Source organism: Larkinella rosea, from assembly GCF_003858635.1.
Lineage (GTDB): Bacteria > Bacteroidota > Bacteroidia > Cytophagales > Spirosomataceae > Larkinella > Larkinella rosea.
In genome coordinates, this window is the sequence record NZ_RQJO01000015.1 from 701414 (window position 1) to 719506 (window position 18093).

Sequence of the window (18093 nt, forward strand, 5' to 3'; positions counted from 1 at the left end):
CAACTACCGTCGAAACCGCTCAAACGATTCCTGCAAAGGCTTGAACCGTTCTTCGGTAATCGGAAAATCGCCGTACCAGATGTATTCGAATTGCGTCGTCAGGGATTCGAATTCCGGCTGCCGGGGCGACTGCGCCAGTTCATAGACGTAACTGCGGTTGGTTTTGTTCGGTTTCCAATCGATCAGGTTGTGGTTGCTCAGGTGTTTGAGCGTTTGGAGGTAAAGCAGCCGCACCGCCAGCCGGTAATTCCGTTGCTCAATGGCCGCTTCAATTTGTTGCTCAAAATCGATTTCGTGGATGTTTTCCGTCAGGGTTTCGTATTCCAAAGCGGCACGACTGGTTCCCTTACTAAAAATGAATCCCAGAATTTCGGCTTTGATCAACAGCCAGATCACCACCCCGGCGGCCATCGCCAGAATAACATACTGCCAGAAATTCTGGTAGGAACGACTCCGCATAAACTCGTTTACTTTCCGCCAGAACCAGCTCCAGAATTTGGCCCACAAGCTGTTGGCCGGTTTCTGATCCTGGCCGTACTGGTAGTCGCGGTCGGTGCGGTAGTCGTCGAGACGGGCGGTTTTCGGTTTCCGAACCAATACCGGACTGCGATCGTCGGGCGCGGGTTGCGCCTGAACCGTATCTTTCGGCTGGGGAACGGGCAACTGCGCCCAAACCGGAAAACCGCTGAGTATCAGTAATAACAAGCCAAAAACCAGCCGTTTAATAATCACCTTCATTGTTGGAACGGGGAATAGGCGGAGGCAACGGCGAGCCAATGCTGTCGATGGCCGACAGAATGCTGCGGCCATCCCGCAATTCAACCAGGTTAAAATACTGAAAAGCAATGCCTAATGCGATAAGCGACGAAACCACCACCCCACCGACCGTGCTCAGAATGCTGGTCAGAATGGTGACGTAAACCGGTATGTTTGGGGCCAGTTTCAGCGCAACCATCATGCTGACTCCGGCTGCCGGAACGTTGAAAGCAAAGCTGAGAATGTAAGCGATGAAGCTGATGATAAGGATCAAACCGAACGTCGACCACCATTTGTCGCGAATTAAATCGAAACAACGACTCAGCACATTACCAATCGAACCTTCTTCAAAGACAACAATGGGAAGCGCCAGCGAAAAGGCCACGCCCAGATAGATGCCCGGAACCAGCAGAAACAGCGTGGCAACAACGACGAGAATCCCGACCACAAACCAGGTGAGAAGGGCTCGCCCCAGAGCGTCCTGAACTTCGGCCCAAACCGCTTCAACGGTGACCGGCTCGTCCGGGTTGCGGTTATACACCTTCAGGTGGCCATATACCGTCAGATTCACCAGCAACGGAATGAACAGCGCCAGCACAATCGCCACGATGTAATACGGACTCGAAATTTGCTGGAACATCCAGGAATTCATTTGGGTCTTACTGCCGATGGTGGGCTGAACCGACCACATCGACGCCGACGCGATCCCGGAGGCAATGCCCGCAATCAGGGCCGGAGCCCCGGCAATGTACAATAGCGCCATGCCGAGACTGCGGATTTGCTTGACCGCGTACTGAATCGTAGCGTTGATTTTTTCGCCGAAATCGCGCGTTTGGTAGAGATTCATTAGTTGATTCGTTTATGATTCTTGCTTTGATAGGAACACAGATTGAACGGATTAAGCGGATTAGAACGGATAATCTGTTGAGATCCGCTTAATCCGTTCAATCCGCGTTCCTATCGTTAAACCGCTTCTCCAATTGAATCGGATACAGAATAAAATACCAGGTAATGAACGCAGCCGACGCCAGGATAATGATCGAACTGATCACTGGGGGCAGCGGCAGGCGCGTGACGAAACTTTCCAGAAAACCGGCGGTGATGAAAACCGGTACCAGCCCGATCACGATTTTCAGCCCCTGTTTGGCCCCGCGTTTGAACGACTCCAGCCGCGACCAGGTTCCCGGAAACAACAAACTGTTGCCAAGCGTCAGACCGGCGCTTCCCGCAATCACAATTGCCGAAATTTCGAGCGTTCCGTGAATCCAGATAGTCAGCACCGACGGCAGCAGCAAGCCCCGTTCGTAAAAAAAATACTGAAACGCACCCAGCATGACGCCGTTCTGAAACATCACCGCAATGGTGCCAAACGACGCAAACAGGCCCAGAATGAACGCAATGAACGAAACCCGGATGTTGTTGACGGTAATGCCCAGAAACATATCGGCCTGGCCACTGCTTTTGTAAACCGCCAGCGGATCGCCTTTCCGAATGTTTTCGAGCGTCATGTTGACGTAATCGTCGCCCAGAATCAGCCGGACGAAGGTTTCATCATTAGCCGCCGACACCCAGCCCAGCGCGGCCGCGACCAGAAACACAAGGAACGACACCAGTAACAGCCGGTGCGATTTCCGGAAGAGCAACGGCAGTTCGGTTTTCCAGAACTGCACAAACCGGCTGCGGTCTTCGCGTTTGTTGAGCATCAGCCGCCGGTGCATGGTGGCCGCCAGCCCGTTGAGGTAGCGCGTGACGGGCGAAGTCGGATAAAACGTCCGCGCATACGACAGATCGTCGGTCAGTTCAATGAACCGTTCGGTCAGCACGTCAGGGTCGGTGCGATCGTTGGCGGTAATCGGCTCGCTTTCGATTTCCTTCCACTTTTCCGTATTTTTTTTAATAAAAACAGCTTCACGCATGAAAAAACCGGGTTATGGGCCGAAACCCATTGGGTCGGATAAGTTGCAAAGCAAATCCCATATTTCAAAACCGCTCATCAAAACCGGGGCGATACCGTCGATTTCGCTCATAAATAGTCGTTGTCAAAGGGTTTCTCCGTAAGTTTGCAGTTTCGGAGTGTATTTGAATCAGGTATGAAAATCTTGTTTGACCATCAGGCCTTTACCGGGGTGCGCTATGGAGGAGTGTCCCGGTATTTTTACGACCTGATGGTATCGCTTCAGCAGAAAGGCGTTGAAACCCAGCTCTCACTTTTGTTTTCCAACAATGCCTATTTGCTGGAAAGTGACGCGTTTCGGGTGCAGTCTTTTTCGTATTTTCTGGGTTTTATGCCCACCAACATGCTGTTTTCGCAGGTGAACCGGTTGTGGAGCATCGCTCAGTTGAAGCGGAATCAATACGACGTTTTTCACCCGACATTCTTTCATCCGTACTTTCTGAACCACACGAAAAAACCGTTCGTCCTGACGTACCACGACGCCATCAAGGACAAGTTTGGTGCCGAATTCGGGCACATCGACAACGCGTCGAAGGAACTGAAACAGACCCTTTTCGACCGTTCGGCGCAGGTGATTGCGGTTTCGGAAAATACCAAACAGGACCTGATCGAGCTGTTCCGAATCAAACCGGAAAAAATCACTGTTGTGCACCACGCAACGGCTTTTCAGAACCTGAACGTGCCCGAAACGTTTCAGATTCAGGTTCCGGAAATGTATTTGCTGTACGTCGGCACGCGCAACGATTACAAGAATTTCGCCCCATTCCTGAAAGCCATTGCGCCGACGCTCACTAAAAACCGCCGGATTCACCTGATTTGCGCAGGGGGCGGGGCGTTTAATCCCGAAGAAACGCAGTTGATTCAGCAGCTCGGACTGACAAACCAGGTTGGTCAGCGCGGCATCGACAGCGACGTTGCTTTGTTTCGGTTTTATCAGAACGCGCTGGCGTTTGTCTATCCGTCGCTCTACGAAGGTTTCGGTATTCCGATTCTGGAGGCTTTCGCGGCCGGTTGCCCGGTGATCTTGAGTCGGGCGTCCTGTTTTCCGGAAGTGGCGCAGGACGCGGCTTTGTATTTTGATCCGAAATCGGAAGCGGATCTGCGGCAGCAGGTCGAAAAAATCATTGCCGATGATACGCTGCGTCAGTCGTTGATCCGGAAAGGGTACGAGCGCGGCCAATACTTTTCGCTGGAAAAAACGGCGAGTCAAACACTACAGGTTTATCAACGTATTGCATAAGTGAACAGAGCGAAGAAAATTCTGCTTTTTGATACAATCATCGACGGTCATCACGCTGATTATCTGACGCATTTGATTACATACTGGATCGCGCATCGGCTCGAAGGAGAATTGATCGTCGTGACACAGCAAGCGTTTCAGAAGCAGTACGATGCGTTAACGAAACAAAAACCGGGTGCTGCAAACGTCCGGTTTGTGTCGATTTCGTCGTCGGACATTGAAACCGTTCACGGGGCATCGATGGCCACGCGTTCGTTCAAGGAATGGAATCTGATGCTGAAATACATCGAAACGCATCAACCTGATCACGTGCTGCTCATGTATTTTGACCTGTTTATGCTGGCAAGCTGGCTGGGCCGGTCGGCGCCCTGTGCCGTTTCCGGGATTTATTTCCGGCCGGATTTTCATTACAAGGTTCGGCCCGGTATCAAAGCCCGACTGAATGGCGCCCGGAAGAAAATCACCCTGAACGGGGCTCTGAATGGCCGGGGATTGACCAATCTGTTTTGCCTGGATCATTCGGCGGTGGACGGTTTGCGGCAATTGAGTCCACACGTCAAAATCTGGCCCCTGGCCGACCCGGTCGAATCGTACGCTATTCAGCCCGCCGAAGGCGAAGAATTGCGAATAAAACTGCAAATTGAACCCAATCGCCGGATTCTGCTGCTGTTTGGGCATCTGGACGACCGGAAGGGCATCGAACCGTTGCTCGAAGCGATGAAACGCTTGTCGGCGGAGCAGAAAAACCGCCTTTGTCTGGTGCTGGCCGGGCCAATTCAACCCGATTTTCAGCAGCTCATTGAACGAAAAATGGCGGAAGTTGGTGACGAAGTTCAGATTGTCCGGTCATTTAAAGAAATTAAAGGGCGGGAAATTCAGGTTCATTTTGAGTTGTCGGACTACGTTCTGGCGTTATACCAGCATCACATCGGCATGGCGTCGGTGGTGGTGCGGGCCGCGGTTTCCCGAAAACCGGTGCTGGCGTCGGATTTCGGTTACCTGGGTCAACTGGTGCAAACCGAACAACTCGGCGCAGTGACGGATGCTACCTCGCCGGATGCTATTCGATCGCTGCTGGAACGGGTGTTGACGACCGGAATTCCGTATTCGGAGGCCAACCTGCAAAAGTTAGCGGAACGAAATTCGGACGTTTATTTTGCAGAGACTATTTTTAATCATCTGTAACCCTGTCAGTGCCGGGCCGTCGATACGGTCAGAAACCCTGACAAGGTTTGCTAATCGTATGACGGTTTCGATTCTGACATCCCAAAACGTTACACTGGAGTACGAACCCGCCAGTCTGGGCGACCGTATCCTGGCGTTGCTGCTCGATTACCTGATCTTTTTTGGGTGGTTGATTTTTTATATGATTCTGGTGGCACAAGTGCCCAATGTGTTTCGGAGTAACTTCTGGACCGGGTTGTTTTTGCTGCTGCCGTTCATGCTCTATGATCTGTTGTGTGAAGTGTTTCTGAACGGACAAAGTCTGGGCAAGATTGCAATGAAAATCCGGGTGGTGATGCTGGATGGGTCGCAACCCGGTTTGGGGGCGTATCTGCTGCGCTGGTTGCTCCGACTCATCGAATCGCCGTTTTTTCTGGGCGGTATGGTGGCGGTTATTACGATTGCGGTTAATGGAAAAGGACAGCGGGTTGGCGACATTGCCGCCGGAACCACGGTCGTGAAACTGACCCGGCCCGTCTCGCTTGCTCAGGTGACGTACCGCGCATTACCCGAGGATTACCAGGTTCGTTTTCCCGAAGTAACCCAGCTGACCGACCGCGATCTGAACATCATCCGGGAAGCTTTACGTCAAAACAACCCCGAAATCAGCGGTTTGGCCGCCGACAAAGTAAAACAAGTCATCGGCGTTCGTTCGGACCTGGATGATACCACGTTCCTCCGGACGCTGATCAACGATTACCAGTTTTTAGCCTAACGTACCCACGGACTTTAGTCCGTGAGCATCGGATAGGTGTTAAACGAGATTTTATAATCAAAAAAACACGGACTAAAGTCCGTGGGTACGATGAAAGATCAAATCAAAACACTGGCCCGGCAATACGCGGCCGATATCGTTGCCAACCGGCGACACCTGCACGCCAATCCGGAATTGTCGTTCAATGAATACAACACGGCCCGGTTTGTGGCCGAACAACTCAAAGCCATCGGCCTGACTCCGCAGGAGGGCGTGGCCAACACCGGTCTGGTGGCGCTGATCGAAGGGCGGAAAACCGCTTCGTCGGAAAACCGGGTCGTGGGTCTGCGCGCCGACATGGACGCACTGCCGATTCACGAAGCCAACGATGTGCCCTATAAATCGACCGTCGAGGGCGTGATGCACGCGTGCGGACACGATGTGCATACCTCGTCCTTGCTCGGAACGGCGCGCATTTTGCAGGAGCTCCGCGACCAGTTCGAGGGAACCGTCAAGCTGGTTTTTCAGCCAGCGGAGGAGAAAGCGCCCGGTGGTGCATCGCTGATGATCAAGGATGGCGTTTTGGAAAATCCGGCGCCGGCCAGTATGCTCGGTCAGCACGTGGCGCCGAATGTTCCGGTCGGGAAGATCGGTTTTCGGGAAGGCATGTACATGGCCAGCACCGACGAACTGTATCTGACCGTGATCGGAAAAGGCGGCCACGGCGCCATGCCTGATCAGCTCATCGACCCGGTTTTGATCGCGTCGCACATCATTGTGGCTTTGCAGCAAATTATCAGCCGTAACCGCAAACCGGCCAATCCGTCGGTGTTGTCGTTCGGGCGGTTTATTGCCGACGGCGTGACGAACGTGATTCCCAACGAAGTCAAGATCGAAGGAACGTTTCGCTGCATGGACGAAGAGTGGCGGGAAGACGGCCTGCGCCGGATGAAAAAAATGGCCGAAGGCATGGCCGAAGCGATGGGCGCGGTTTGCGAATTTACCGTCGTGCGCGGGTACCCGTTCCTGAAAAACCACCCCGAACTGACCCGCCGGATGCGCTCGTCGGCAACGGAATACATGGGCCCCGAAAACATCGTAAACCTCGATTTGTGGATGGCGGGCGAGGATTTTGCCTTCTATTCGCAGGTGGTCGATTCGTGTTTCTACCGCCTTGGCACCCGCAACGAAGAGCGTGGCATCATTTCCGGCGTTCACACGCCCACGTTCGACATCGACGAGTCGGCGCTCGAAATTGGTGCTGGTTTGATGAGCTGGCTGGCGGTGGAGGAGTTACGAGTTAAGAATTGAGAGTTTTACCATTTCTGCATGATGACAAAATATAAATTTTTGCCGGTTTTGCTGCTGGCGGGGTTGACGGCTTGTTCGACGTCGACGGTTTATATTGTTCGGCACGGCGAGAAGGTGAGCGAAGCCGATACGACCAGTTTGTCTGCCGTCGGTTTCGAACGTGCTCAGGCGCTGGCCGACCGGCTGGAGGATGAGCGAATCAGCCGGATTCTGACCACGCCGACTCGCCGGACGCAGCAAACCGCCGGGCCGTTATCCCAACACCTCAACCTGCCCATTGAATCGTATCCGCCCAAACCGGTCGATGCGGTGGTGGAACTGGTGCAGCAAACGAAGGGGAAAAATATCCTGGTGGTCGGCCACAGCAACACGATTCTGGAAATTGCGCAGGGACTGGGTGCCAAACCGTCGAAGGCTAACATCGAGTCGGAAGATTTTGATAACCTGCTGATTGTAACCCTGAAAAAAGGACTTTTTGGTAAATCGGTGCGGTTGCAGGAAGAAACGTACGGAAAACCGACTCCACCTTGAAAAACGCCATTGCTGCATCGGATTAGCAGGCAGTGTGGCCAAACCGGACAATTTTTTGCCGTTTCGGGAGTTAATAAATTAGTGTATACCCAAATTGAAACCGAGTAATGAGTTTGCGAATTGTGAGATTGTTCTTTGTTTTTTGTTTGATGTGGCTGGTTAAAACCGGTAGTGTGTGTGCGCAGGAAACGGCCACAACGGGGTCGACGTTCCCGAATCGGTATACCGGTCGGCAGATTGTCGTGGAAGTGGGGAGTGAGACCGACCGGCCGGAATACCGACTGCTGGACAACGGATTGATGTACTACCGGGAAGGTGCCGAAGGCGGTTTTACGCAATTGGGCCAACAGAAGAAGGATACGACGCAACGGGCATTTGCGACCCTGGAGCAGGAATGTAAGATCAAAACCACCAAACTGGACAAACCGGAAAAACCGGATGTGACTATCACCTGGAAACGGGCCAAAACCGAGTTCGCCGTCGGTTGGGAAAAGCGCAATGCACCCGAAGTGTACGAGCGGTTTTACGAAAAATTCATGTCGTTCTTTCCGAAGACCAAAAAGAAATAACTAACCAAAAAGGCCCGAAACTGCACAGTTTCGGGCCTTTTTGGTATAAAATTATCAACTAAAGATAGGGATTTGATTAGGGAGCTGGCGTCGTTGACCGGTTTTCCAGATCAAATTTGATCGGCAGATTGTATTTCACCCGCACCGGTTTTCCATCCTGCGTACCCGGTTTCCAGCGGGGCATGGCTTTGATCATCCGAATCGCTTCTTCGTCGGCCCCGAAACCGATCCCTTTCAGAATCTGGATATCCTGCATACTGCCGTCTGTGTTGACAACAAACGAAAGATAGACCCGACCGCTCACGTGCGCGCGGAGGGCCGCTTCCGGGTATTTCAAGTTTTTAGTGATATAGTTGCCCAAACCTTCCATCCCGCCCGGAAATTCCGGATGCTTTTCAACGACTGTAAAAATGCGACTGTCGTTATCAGCCTCAGCTGGAATCTCAACAGTATAACCAGGTGTTGTAACTTCCCCTAAAAAACCGGATACCTTATGGTCAGGCCCTGGAACTAGCTTTGTGTTTATGGAAGTTTGTCCTCCGATTGAAATCTTCTGACTCCGATGACCAACAAAGCTAATTAGCAAGTCTGCATTAGCGGGTGCGCTGATTGTATAACGACCTTCCGCATTGGTCGTCGTGCCTCTTTCAATACCTTTCAATTCGATGGTTGCTCCGGGGAGCGGTTTTCCATCAGCGGAGAGAATCTGCCCCGAAACGGTTATTTCCTGGTTGCTAACTACATCCTTTTTCGACTGGTCTTCGCAGGCGGCTACGAAAACGAACAGGCTGCAAATCAACAGGATGGCAAAACCGTATTTGGCGACCGCCCAACGGCTGGTTTCGGATTTCTGTAACATGATGATACGCTGTTTTAGAGTGGACGATTGGAAGAAAGGAGTTACGAATGCCGACGGTTTTGGGCCGAACGTGTAGGAAATAAGCCGGTTATCGAGCCGCCGTTGGCAGAAGCGCAACCGGGCGGAAAAGGGTTTGGACGGTTTCATGACAGGGTTAGTTTTTGGAAGTGGCTTTGATGGTATACGTCGTCTTGGTGTGATCGACTTCGACCCGATCCAGACTACTGGGATTCAGTTTCTGAAACTCTTCCCGCGTGACCGTTTTGCCATCCAGTGTGTATTCAATGGGTTGATCACCGAAGCCCGGTTGCGTAACCTGCTGGATGGTTTCACCCATCGCGGTCTGTTTGGTCTTCACCTCAATGACGCCATTTTGCCCTTCGTTACCGTAGATTGAGGTTGCTGAAGCGCCCTTTAAAATGTTGATGGACTTAATACCATTCTTCTGTTCAACCGCAGAAGTTAACGTTTCTGCTGACGTCAGTTTTTTGCCATCTACCACATACAGCGGTTTGGTTGCCGGATCATTACTTAATGGATCGCGAATGATGACATTCGCCGGACTTGATTTGTCGTCCATAACCTGACCACTTCGTTTGTCTTCCTTGCCTTCTAACTGAAAATAAATGGGTAAAACGTACTGCGTCCTGACGGGTCGGTCATTCTGCAAACCCGGTTTCCAGGGCGGCATCTGACTAACCACCCGCACAGCCTCCTCGTCGCAGCCGGAACCGATACTTTTCTTCACCCGCAAATCCTGAATGCTACCGCTCTTGTCGACCGTAAACTGCACCAGTACAATTCCCTGGGTATTATTTTGCCGGGCTTCGGACGGATATCGCAGATTTCTGGTCAGGTACTGGCCTAAGGCGTCTTTTCCGCCCGGAAATTCCGGAACTTGTTCCACCACCGTAAACCCGGATCGGGGCACCGATTGCGTCGCCGGGGGCGTGGTGGTGGCCGGGTTTGCGGAGGGGACGGATTTTGGCGAGGAACCATAGCCGACAATCACAACGCGGTCCAGGGAATCGACTTTAGGGGACAGCGTAAAATCAATAACTTTTTTGCCGGAGACATTCTTCACCTGCGATACATAGCCGACGAAGCTCGCTACGATTTTGGCATCGGAAGGAACATTTTTTAACTCATAGCGGCCCTGTGCATCGGTTTGCGCACCACTCGTCGTGTTGCGAATAATGAGCGTTGCACCCGGTAGCGGCTGCCCGTCGCTATCGGTCACTTTTCCCGAAACCGTAATCTTCTCGTCCACAACCGGTGTTACCAGGTGCGTGATTTCTTCCCGAATCTCTTCGCGGGCGGTCGTCATCGCCAGCAAACCCAGCGATAACGGCAAGACCAGCATGTATTTACCGAACGCCCAGCGACTGGTAGCCCGGCGGTGCAGCATCAGAATCCGTTCCTTGATCAGCGACGGTTTGAAAAAACCGTTGGTCAGCGTATTGGGCTGAACACCAAAGGCATAATTGACCAGGAAGGTGGCATATTCGTGTTTGTCTTCGGCCTGGGCATCGGCCAGAAACTCGTGCACCTGCTGAATCGAGCGCTTGTACAGAATCAACACCGGGTTCATCCAGAAGAACAACTGGACCATTTCGAGCAGCAACACATCGAAACTGTGTCCTTGCCGGATATGCACCAGTTCATGCGCTACGATCGGCGTATTGGCGGTTTGCGCATCCCGGCGGCAGAGCACCAGATACCGGAAGAACGAAAATGTCGGCACGCGTTCATCGGCGGGCAACACCAGGGTGTAATCGTCAATGGGATGCCGTTCAGAGCGTTTTATCAGACGGCCGACTCCGGTTACCTGCAGGAGTAAGCGCAGCAATAAAACCGCAGCAACAAAACCGTACCCATAGACCCCGACGGTTTCCCAGTCCAGACCGGTGGGCTGCTCGGTGGTCAGAACCGTAACCGGAAGTGTGAAAGCCACCACCGGAACTGGCATCGTTTCCACGGCTTCGGCGGGCAATTCCACCAGCGGCAGGGCTAACGACAGCAAAACCGATCCGAGCAAATACGCCCGATTAAGCCGAAAAAAGGTATGTTTTCGGAGCCAGATCCAGTAACAGGCGTAAAACAGCACCAGGAAAAGATTGGCTTTTAGCAGGTATTCGAGGGCCGGGTTCATGATTCTTTTTTACGGTTTAGGAGTTCGATGATTTCGTCGGTTTCTTTCAGGCTCAGGTTGCGGTCCTTGACGAAAAACGACACCAGTTTTTTCAGCGAATTGTCGAAATAACCGGACATAAGCTGTTCCATTTCGAATCGTTTGTATTCTTCCTCCGTGATCAGCGGGTAATACTCGTGCGTTTTGCCGTAGGCGCGGTAGCCCACCAGGCCTTTCTTTTCGAGAATGCGGATAATCGTTGAAACCGTATTGTAGGCCGGCTTTGGTTCGGGAAGCTCGGTGAGCACATCCTTAACAAACCCCTTTTCGATTTTCCACAATACTTTCATGATTTCCTCTTCGGCATTGGTCAGTTCGCGAACTTGCATATCTGGATAAAATGGAATGGCTGAAATGGTGAAATCAAATGTATGACTAATGGTTTAGTTTTACAACTAATGTATTAGTTTTTTGTTTGAAAAAATGTTTTTGTTGGCCTATCGGAAGATAATCCGTCATTTGTGAATGCAGCTTGTTGATTGAGGTTTTGCGCAGGGCACCGTAATAAGTAACTAATCCACTCGATTATATGAAGTACCAGATTCCGTATGACCAAAATGAACAACTTCCTAATCGGCTCAACTTAAAAAGTACCGAAGCGATTGGACTAGCTGAATTTGAGGGGTTTCTGAGCGCGGAAATTAGGTTAACCGAGCAGTTAACCAGCCGGACCCGGTTTACGTGTCAGTATATTCGCAAAATGCACAAATTGGCGCTGGGACATCTATACGGATTTGCCGGAAAATGGCGTGATGTCAATTTATCGAAGGGCGGTTTTGTGTTTGCGGCTGCTCATTTTTTGCCAAACAGTATGCAATCGCTTGAAACAGCGGTTTTAGCCAGCCTTCCAAATCGGTACGCTACTCATGAACAGTTGGTTCACGATCTAGCCGTCGTACATGCCGAACTGCTTTTTATTCATCCGTTTCGCGAAGGAAATGGCCGAACAGCGCGATTGCTGGCCAATTTAATGTGTCGGAAGCAGGGACTAAACTCGTTGCGTTGGGAGAAAATTGAACCGAATGAAGGGGCTGAGATCTCGTTTACCAGTTATATCCACGCCGTTCAGCAAGCGGCCGGGCAAAATTATGAACCCATGAAAACCATCATCCAAGCTATTTGGCCTGCGTAGTTTCAATTTTCTGTAGAGTGGCGACTGCCTGCTCTGGCGAAATCTGGATTTTCTCGATCCGGAAAGAAGCCACTGCCGAGCGCAAAATATCAGCTCGAACTTCAGATGAGATGTTCTTCAAGGCTCGTTTCATAAAACGAATTTACGGTTTTTCAACCAAAAAACCGTCTTAAAAGAGCGTAATCTCCAAAATTAAAAAACCGGAATTTTTTGAAATATTTTGGGGTTTATTACAACTTTGTTGATAAACCTCCGAACAATGTCCCTGCAATCGCTCACCGACGCCGAATTGTTGGGCCTGCTCCGCAACGATGACGAGCAGGCTTTCAGGGAGTTGTACGACCGTTACTGGTATAAAATGTACGTGACGGCCCACCGCAAGCTCCGGCGGAAAGAAGTGGCCGAGGAACTGGCGCAGGAACTGTTCGTGATGCTCTGGCAGAAACGGGATGCGCTGCGGATTATCAATTTACCGGCCTTTCTGGGGGTGTCACTCAAAAATCTGATGATCGATTACATCCGCCGGAACATGCAGGAAGAGCATTACCTCGACCAGCTCCGGTTGTTTTTCCCGGCCGAAACCTTTGCCACCACCGAAGCCGTGCAGTTGAACGAGCTGACCGACGCCATTCAAACCGCCCTGGCGCAATTGCCCGAGAAAACCCGTGAAATCTTCATTCTGAACCGGTTCGAGCACCTGACGATCCGGGAAATTGCCCAGCGGCTGAACCTCTCCGAAAAAACCATCGAGTACCACCTCGCCCGTTCAACGACCTTTCTGCGCCGGAATCTCCGTGATTTTGTGGCGGTTTGGGTGCTGTTTCTGCTCTCCTGACCGACTGATTCTGAGTCGCCTGAAAAAAAATCGCAAAAAAAGGCTATTTCGTCTTAGGGAATTTTTGGCATCGTTCGTCTATGCTTTTTGAACGAACGACTCAACCCAATGGACCGCGCCAAATACCAGGAACTGCTCGCCAAATACCTGAAAGGAGACTGCACGGACGAAGAACGGGCGCTGCTCGACCAGTGGTATGCGTCGCTGGATGCGGAAGTGGAGTTGCCTTCGGAGGACGAGAAGCAGCGGCTTCTGGCCCGCAACTGGCAGTCGCTGGCGGAGCGAACCGTCAAAACCGCCCCGGTGGTTCGGCGATTCCGGTTTCAGCCGTACTGGGCGGCCGCAGCTATGGTGTTGCTGGTCAGTGGGTTGAGCTGGTATTTCTTCCGATCAGCCACGACGGAGCCAGTAGCATCACCGAAAACCGTCGCGGAACAACCGGCCTTTCTGGAACGTCTGAATGCGTCGGATCAACCCGAACGCATCGTGCTGAGCGACCGGAGCGTGGTCACCCTGCAACCCGGCAGTAAGCTGCGGTATCCGGCGGTGTTCGACCGGCAGAAGCGCGAAGTCACCTTGGTAGGGGAGGCCTTTTTTGAGATTGAAAAAAATCCGCACCAGCCGTTTCTGGTTTATTCGCACGACCTGATTACGAAAGTGTTGGGAACCAGTTTCCGCATTAAGGCCTATCCGACGGATCGGAACGTACAGGTGGCCGTTCGGACGGGCCGCGTTTCGGTGTATTCGCCGAAACTGGTGACACCGACCCGCGCCAAATCCGATCCCGAAACCATCGGCGTCGTGCTGACGCCCAACCAGCAGGTTACGTATCTGGATCAGGAACATCGGTTGGTGAAAACGCTGGTTGAAAAACCGGCGGTGCTCGTGCAGCCGAAGGAGTTGCCTTCCTTCACGTTTCAGAACGCTCCCTTGTCGAAGCTCATGACGGCCATCGAAAAAACGTACGGGGTTGATGTGGTATACGACGAAGAAGTAATGGCTAACTGTTTCATTACCACCTCGCTGGATCAGGAAAATCTATACGACAAACTGAACATTCTCTGCAAACTACTGGGGGCTTCCTACAAAGTGATCGACGCCCAGATTGTCATCACCGGTCCGGGGTGTTTGTAGGTTGGCGGTTTTCGGTATTCAGTTTTCGGTTTACCGTAATGGTTTACACCGCTCAGTGCGCTGATTAATAGATGGTTTAATTTGGCAGAATTTACTAACACATCCAATTATGCAGTATAAACAGAAAACCGTATACCGAAAACCGTAAACCCAACACTAAAAAGAAAGGTCGGCGATGGGTCCAAGCATCACCGACCGGATTTTGCCCCTACGACGGTTTCCAAGTCGACGCATCCTGGCAGATGAGTACAGGGGCTTTTTGTCTTTGCTTAAACCCTTAAACAAAAACGATCAAAGGTATGAAATTACCTCGACTCAATCACGCATTCGCTCTTACCCTTATGCGGATCACGTTTACCCAACTGCTTTGTGCCCTGCTGTTTGTGGGATTGACCCACGCCAAAACCGCAACGGCACAGGCCCTGCTGGAACAACCCGTCACGCTGACGGTTGCCAATCAGGAGCTTAGCTTTGTTTTGCTAAAAATCGAAAAGGTGGCTAAAGTCACGTTTTCGTACATTCCCCAGCAAATTCAGGCCGACCGGCGCGTGTCGCTCAACGTCGTCAATCAGCCGCTATCAACGGTGCTGGATCAGCTATTTAAAAACGCAGCCGTCAGTTACGAAGTCGTCGGTAAAAAACAGATTCTGCTCAGCAAACCGCCGACGTTTCCGCCCGCTTTACCCGGTATTGCCCCGAAAACGTCCCAACTCACGCCCGAACAACCCGTTGACCGCGTCATTGCCGGAACCGTGACCGACGAGAAAGGCGACGGCCTGCCGGGTGTGAGTGTAGTGGTCAAGAACACCACGCGGGGAACCTCCACCGACGGCGACGGCAAGTACCGACTCAACATTCCGGACGGCGACGCCACGCTGGTTTTTTCGTTCGTGGGGTATCTGAATCAGGAAGTGCCGGTCGGCAACCGCTCGTCGGTTGATGTGAGCCTGAAAGTCGATACCAAAAGTCTGGAAGAAGTGGTGGTGGTGGGCTACGGAACTGTGAAAAAGAGTGATTTGACGGGTTCGCTGGCGCAGGTGAAATCCAAAGAATTGAATGCCTATCCGGCCACGAACGTGTTGCAGGCCCTGACGGGCCGGGCGCCGGGCGTACAGGTACTGCAAAACACCGGTGCCCCGGGTGCACCAATGAGCGTCCGGATTCGCGGTACCAACTCCGTTCAGGGCAGCAACGAACCGCTGTATGTCGTGGACGGTTTTCCGATGTCGGGCAGCAACCCGACGATCCTGAACAACGCCGACATCGAGAGCATGGAAATCCTGAAAGATGCCTCGGCTACGGCCATTTACGGCTCGCGGGGCGCCAACGGCGTGGTCATTATTACGACAAAACAGGGCAAATCGGGCAAAACCCGCGTCGATTTTGAAACCAGCTACAGCGTCCAGACGCTCCGCAAAAAGCTGGACCTGATGAATGCCAAAGAATATGCCCAATTCTACAACGAGCAAGCCACCAACGACAAGTTAAAACCGTATTTCACACAGGCCCAGATCGACGGTTTTGGCGAAGGTTTCGACTGGCAGGATTTAGTGTTTCAGAACGCGCCGATGCAAAATACAGCTCTGAACGTCAGCGGGGGAAACGAAAAAACGCAGTTTTCGGTCTCGGGCAGCGTCTTCAATCAGGACGGGATCGTGAAAGGCAGTGATTACAACCGGTATTCCTTGCGGACCAACATCAATCACGCGGTTAGTAAGAAATTCAGCGTCAATTTTTCGGGAACCTTATCGCGCTTGAACACCAACCGGAAGGACAGCGGGGGAGGCAGCCGGGGCAATTCGATGATTGCGGGCGGTTTGTCGGCCCCGCCCACGCTGACGCCCTACAATGACGACGGCAGCTACCGGGTGCTGGCGACGGCCTACCCGTTTGTGGCCACGGACATGATCAACCCGCTCAATTTCATTAACGAACAGAACAACCAGACCAAGGCCAACGTGGCCCTGCTCAACGCGTCGCTGCTGTTCAAGCCCATCGAAGACATTACGATCAAAATTTCGGGCGGGATCGAAAACCGCGACGACCGCAGCGATAATTACACCACCCGCAAATTTGTCAACTCCCAGGGTTCGGCCACGGTCGGCACCAACCAGTTTACGAGTCTGTTGAGCGAAAACACGATCAGTTACAACAAAACCTTCGCGCTGAGACACAGCGTAGCCGCCGTCGCGGGTTTTACGTACCAGGATTTTCTGAGCACGTCGCTCTCGGGGAGCGGCAACGGTTTTTTGAGTGACGCCTTCGGAACGTACGACCTGTCGGCGGCCATTACGCCAGGTATTCCGACTTCCAGTTATTCCAAGTATACCTTACTATCATACCTCGCGCGGATCAATTACGGTTACGACAGCAAGTATTTAGCGACGGTTAGTTTGCGCCGGGACGGTTCTTCGAAATACAGCGAAGGCAACAAATGGGGCTATTTTCCGTCGGCGGCTCTGGCCTGGCGGGTGTCGAACGAATCGTTTCTGGAAAACCATCCCTACATCTCCGACCTGAAAGTGCGGGCGAGCTGGGGGTTAACGGGGAGCCAGGCCATTGGCCCGTATGCTACGCTGAATCAGTTGAATTCCGGGAAAACCATTTTCGGCGACGCGCTCTACAACACCTTCGCGCCGGGAACGGTTTTGCCGGGCAACCTGAAATGGGAGACGACCGAGCAGAAGGATTTCGGCGTTGACCTTGGCCTGTTCCGCGACCGGATTTTGCTGACGGCGGATTACTACATCAAAAACACCCGCGATCTGCTCAATACCGTCGCGCTGCCTTCGTCACTCGGCTACACCAGCACCATTCAGAACGTGGGCGAGGTGCAAAACCGGGGGCTGGAACTGGGCGTCGACAGCCGGATTCTAACCGGTGATTTCAAATGGAATGTCAACGCCAATATCGCTTTTAACCGGAATAAAGTCGTGAAACTGTATGGTGGTCAGGATATTCTGGGCGGACAGATTGGCGTGGTGGTGATCAACGACGTGACCAGCATTTTGCGCGAAGGGCGGCCCATCGGTCAGTTCTGGGGCTACGTCGAAGATGGGTACGACGACAAGGGCAAAATCAAATACAAAGATACCGACGGCGATGGCGCTGTCACGGTGAAAGACAAGTCGTACATCGGCAATCCGAATCCGAAATTTATTTACGGGTTCAACTCGTCGATGTCGTACAAAAATTTCGACCTGACCTTGTTTTTGCAGGGCGTTCAGGGGAATAACCTGTTCAATGCCAGCGCGATGGGCAGTACGATTGACTACGGTTTTGGGCTGAACATGCCCCGCGAAGTTTTCCTGAATCACTGGTCGCCGACGAATCCGAACGCCAAATACCCGATCATCAGCAACACCGTGAACGCCCGGGCGTCGGATCGCTACATCGAGGACGGTTCGTTTCTGCGGCTGAAAAACATTCAACTGGCCTACAACTTCCCGTTGCAGACTTGGGGTGTCAACTGGGTGCGGAGTGTTCAACTCTACGCCAGCGGCCAGAACCTGCTGACGTTCACCAACTATTCGTGGTGGGACCCGGACGTGAACTCGCGCGGCAGTGATAACTCCACGGCCCAGGGCATCGACTTTTACAGCTATCCCACCGCCAAATCCATCACCTTCGGCCTGCGGGTCGGGTTTTAAATTTATTGAGCGA

At 52.4% G+C, this 18093-nt stretch carries 17 protein-coding genes; 10 read left to right on the top strand and 7 right to left on the bottom strand.

The window, feature by feature from the left end:
• Positions 1-3 precede the first annotated feature (3 nt).
• The 3 genes from EHT25_RS29450 to EHT25_RS29460 all read right to left on the bottom strand — a co-directional run bounded on the left by EHT25_RS29450 (position 4) and on the right by EHT25_RS29460 (position 2672).
• Complete coding sequence (locus EHT25_RS29450) at positions 4-738, bottom strand: DUF4129 domain-containing protein (protein WP_124879014.1); 735 nt, start codon at positions 736-738, stop codon at positions 4-6.
• Positions 722-1603, bottom strand: a complete 882-nt coding sequence (locus tag EHT25_RS29455) for a hypothetical protein (RefSeq protein ID WP_124879015.1) — start codon at positions 1601-1603, stop codon at positions 722-724. The genes EHT25_RS29450 and EHT25_RS29455 overlap by 17 nt, the downstream gene beginning before the upstream one ends.
• 97 nt (positions 1604-1700) lie before the next feature.
• Positions 1701-2672 (bottom strand): stage II sporulation protein M, encoded by a 972-nt coding sequence (locus tag EHT25_RS29460; RefSeq protein WP_124879016.1) that lies wholly within the window; start codon positions 2670-2672, stop codon positions 1701-1703.
• 174 nt (positions 2673-2846) lie between these two features.
• Here EHT25_RS29460 and EHT25_RS29465 point away from each other — a divergent pair, with 174 nt between their 5' ends.
• The 6 genes from EHT25_RS29465 to EHT25_RS29490 all read left to right on the top strand — a co-directional run bounded on the left by EHT25_RS29465 (position 2847) and on the right by EHT25_RS29490 (position 8279).
• Positions 2847-3950 carry a glycosyltransferase family 4 protein gene (locus EHT25_RS29465; protein ID WP_124879017.1) on the top strand — a complete coding sequence of 368 codons (1104 nt, stop codon included), beginning with the start codon at positions 2847-2849 and terminating at the stop codon, positions 3948-3950.
• On the top strand, positions 3951-5135 hold the full coding sequence (locus EHT25_RS29470; protein WP_124879018.1) for a glycosyltransferase: 1185 nt from the start codon (positions 3951-3953) through the stop codon (positions 5133-5135).
• Between the two features lie 58 nt (positions 5136-5193).
• A complete protein-coding gene (locus EHT25_RS29475; protein WP_124879019.1) occupies positions 5194-5889 on the top strand; it encodes an RDD family protein in 696 nt (231 codons plus the stop codon).
• A 90-nt stretch (positions 5890-5979) separates the two neighbouring features.
• The gene (locus EHT25_RS29480) at positions 5980-7179 is read left to right on the top strand and encodes a M20 metallopeptidase family protein (RefSeq protein ID WP_185731526.1); all 1200 of its coding nucleotides are present in this window, start codon (positions 5980-5982) and stop codon (positions 7177-7179) included.
• Between the two features lie 18 nt (positions 7180-7197).
• On the top strand, positions 7198-7710 hold the full coding sequence (locus EHT25_RS29485; protein WP_229311834.1) for a phosphoglycerate mutase family protein: 513 nt from the start codon (positions 7198-7200) through the stop codon (positions 7708-7710).
• Positions 7711-7859: 149 nt separating this feature from the next.
• Entirely contained in the window at positions 7860-8279 is a 420-nt protein-coding gene (locus EHT25_RS29490; protein WP_124879021.1) for a hypothetical protein, read from the top strand.
• 76 nt (positions 8280-8355) lie between these two features.
• On the opposite strand, the gene EHT25_RS29495 is transcribed toward EHT25_RS29490, so the two are convergent.
• Genes EHT25_RS29495 through EHT25_RS29505 form a run of 3 tightly spaced genes read right to left on the bottom strand, consistent with a single transcriptional unit; the run spans position 8356 to position 11658 of the window.
• Positions 8356-9285 carry a TonB family protein gene (locus EHT25_RS29495; protein ID WP_124879022.1) on the bottom strand — a complete coding sequence of 310 codons (930 nt, stop codon included), beginning with the start codon at positions 9283-9285 and terminating at the stop codon, positions 8356-8358.
• A 7-nt stretch (positions 9286-9292) separates the two neighbouring features.
• Entirely contained in the window at positions 9293-11290 is a 1998-nt protein-coding gene (locus EHT25_RS29500; RefSeq protein WP_124879023.1) for a M56 family metallopeptidase, read from the bottom strand.
• A complete protein-coding gene (locus tag EHT25_RS29505; RefSeq protein ID WP_124879024.1) occupies positions 11287-11658 on the bottom strand; it encodes a BlaI/MecI/CopY family transcriptional regulator in 372 nt (123 codons plus the stop codon). The genes EHT25_RS29500 and EHT25_RS29505 overlap by 4 nt, the downstream gene beginning before the upstream one ends.
• Before the next feature lie 200 nt (positions 11659-11858).
• On the opposite strand from EHT25_RS29505, the gene EHT25_RS29510 reads away from it, so the two are divergent.
• On the top strand, positions 11859-12461 hold the full coding sequence (locus EHT25_RS29510; protein WP_124879025.1) for a Fic/DOC family protein: 603 nt from the start codon (positions 11859-11861) through the stop codon (positions 12459-12461).
• Here EHT25_RS29510 and EHT25_RS32835 read toward each other — a convergent pair.
• Positions 12445-12594: a hypothetical protein gene (locus tag EHT25_RS32835; RefSeq protein WP_185731528.1), complete on the bottom strand. Its 150-nt coding sequence runs from the start codon at positions 12592-12594 to the stop codon at positions 12445-12447. The two genes, EHT25_RS29510 and EHT25_RS32835, sit on opposite strands and share 17 nt — an antisense overlap.
• 126 nt (positions 12595-12720) lie before the next feature.
• Between EHT25_RS32835 and EHT25_RS29515 the strand changes: the two genes are divergently transcribed.
• The 3 genes from EHT25_RS29515 to EHT25_RS29525 all read left to right on the top strand — a co-directional run bounded on the left by EHT25_RS29515 (position 12721) and on the right by EHT25_RS29525 (position 18080).
• The gene (locus tag EHT25_RS29515) at positions 12721-13296 is read left to right on the top strand and encodes an RNA polymerase sigma factor (protein ID WP_124879026.1); all 576 of its coding nucleotides are present in this window, start codon (positions 12721-12723) and stop codon (positions 13294-13296) included.
• 108 nt (positions 13297-13404) lie between these two features.
• Positions 13405-14430 (top strand): FecR family protein, encoded by a 1026-nt coding sequence (locus EHT25_RS29520; RefSeq protein WP_124879027.1) that lies wholly within the window; start codon positions 13405-13407, stop codon positions 14428-14430.
• A gap of 299 nt (positions 14431-14729) precedes the next feature.
• The gene (locus tag EHT25_RS29525; RefSeq protein ID WP_229311836.1) at positions 14730-18080 is read left to right on the top strand and encodes a TonB-dependent receptor; all 3351 of its coding nucleotides are present in this window, start codon (positions 14730-14732) and stop codon (positions 18078-18080) included.
• The last annotated feature ends 13 nt before the right edge of the window (positions 18081-18093 follow it).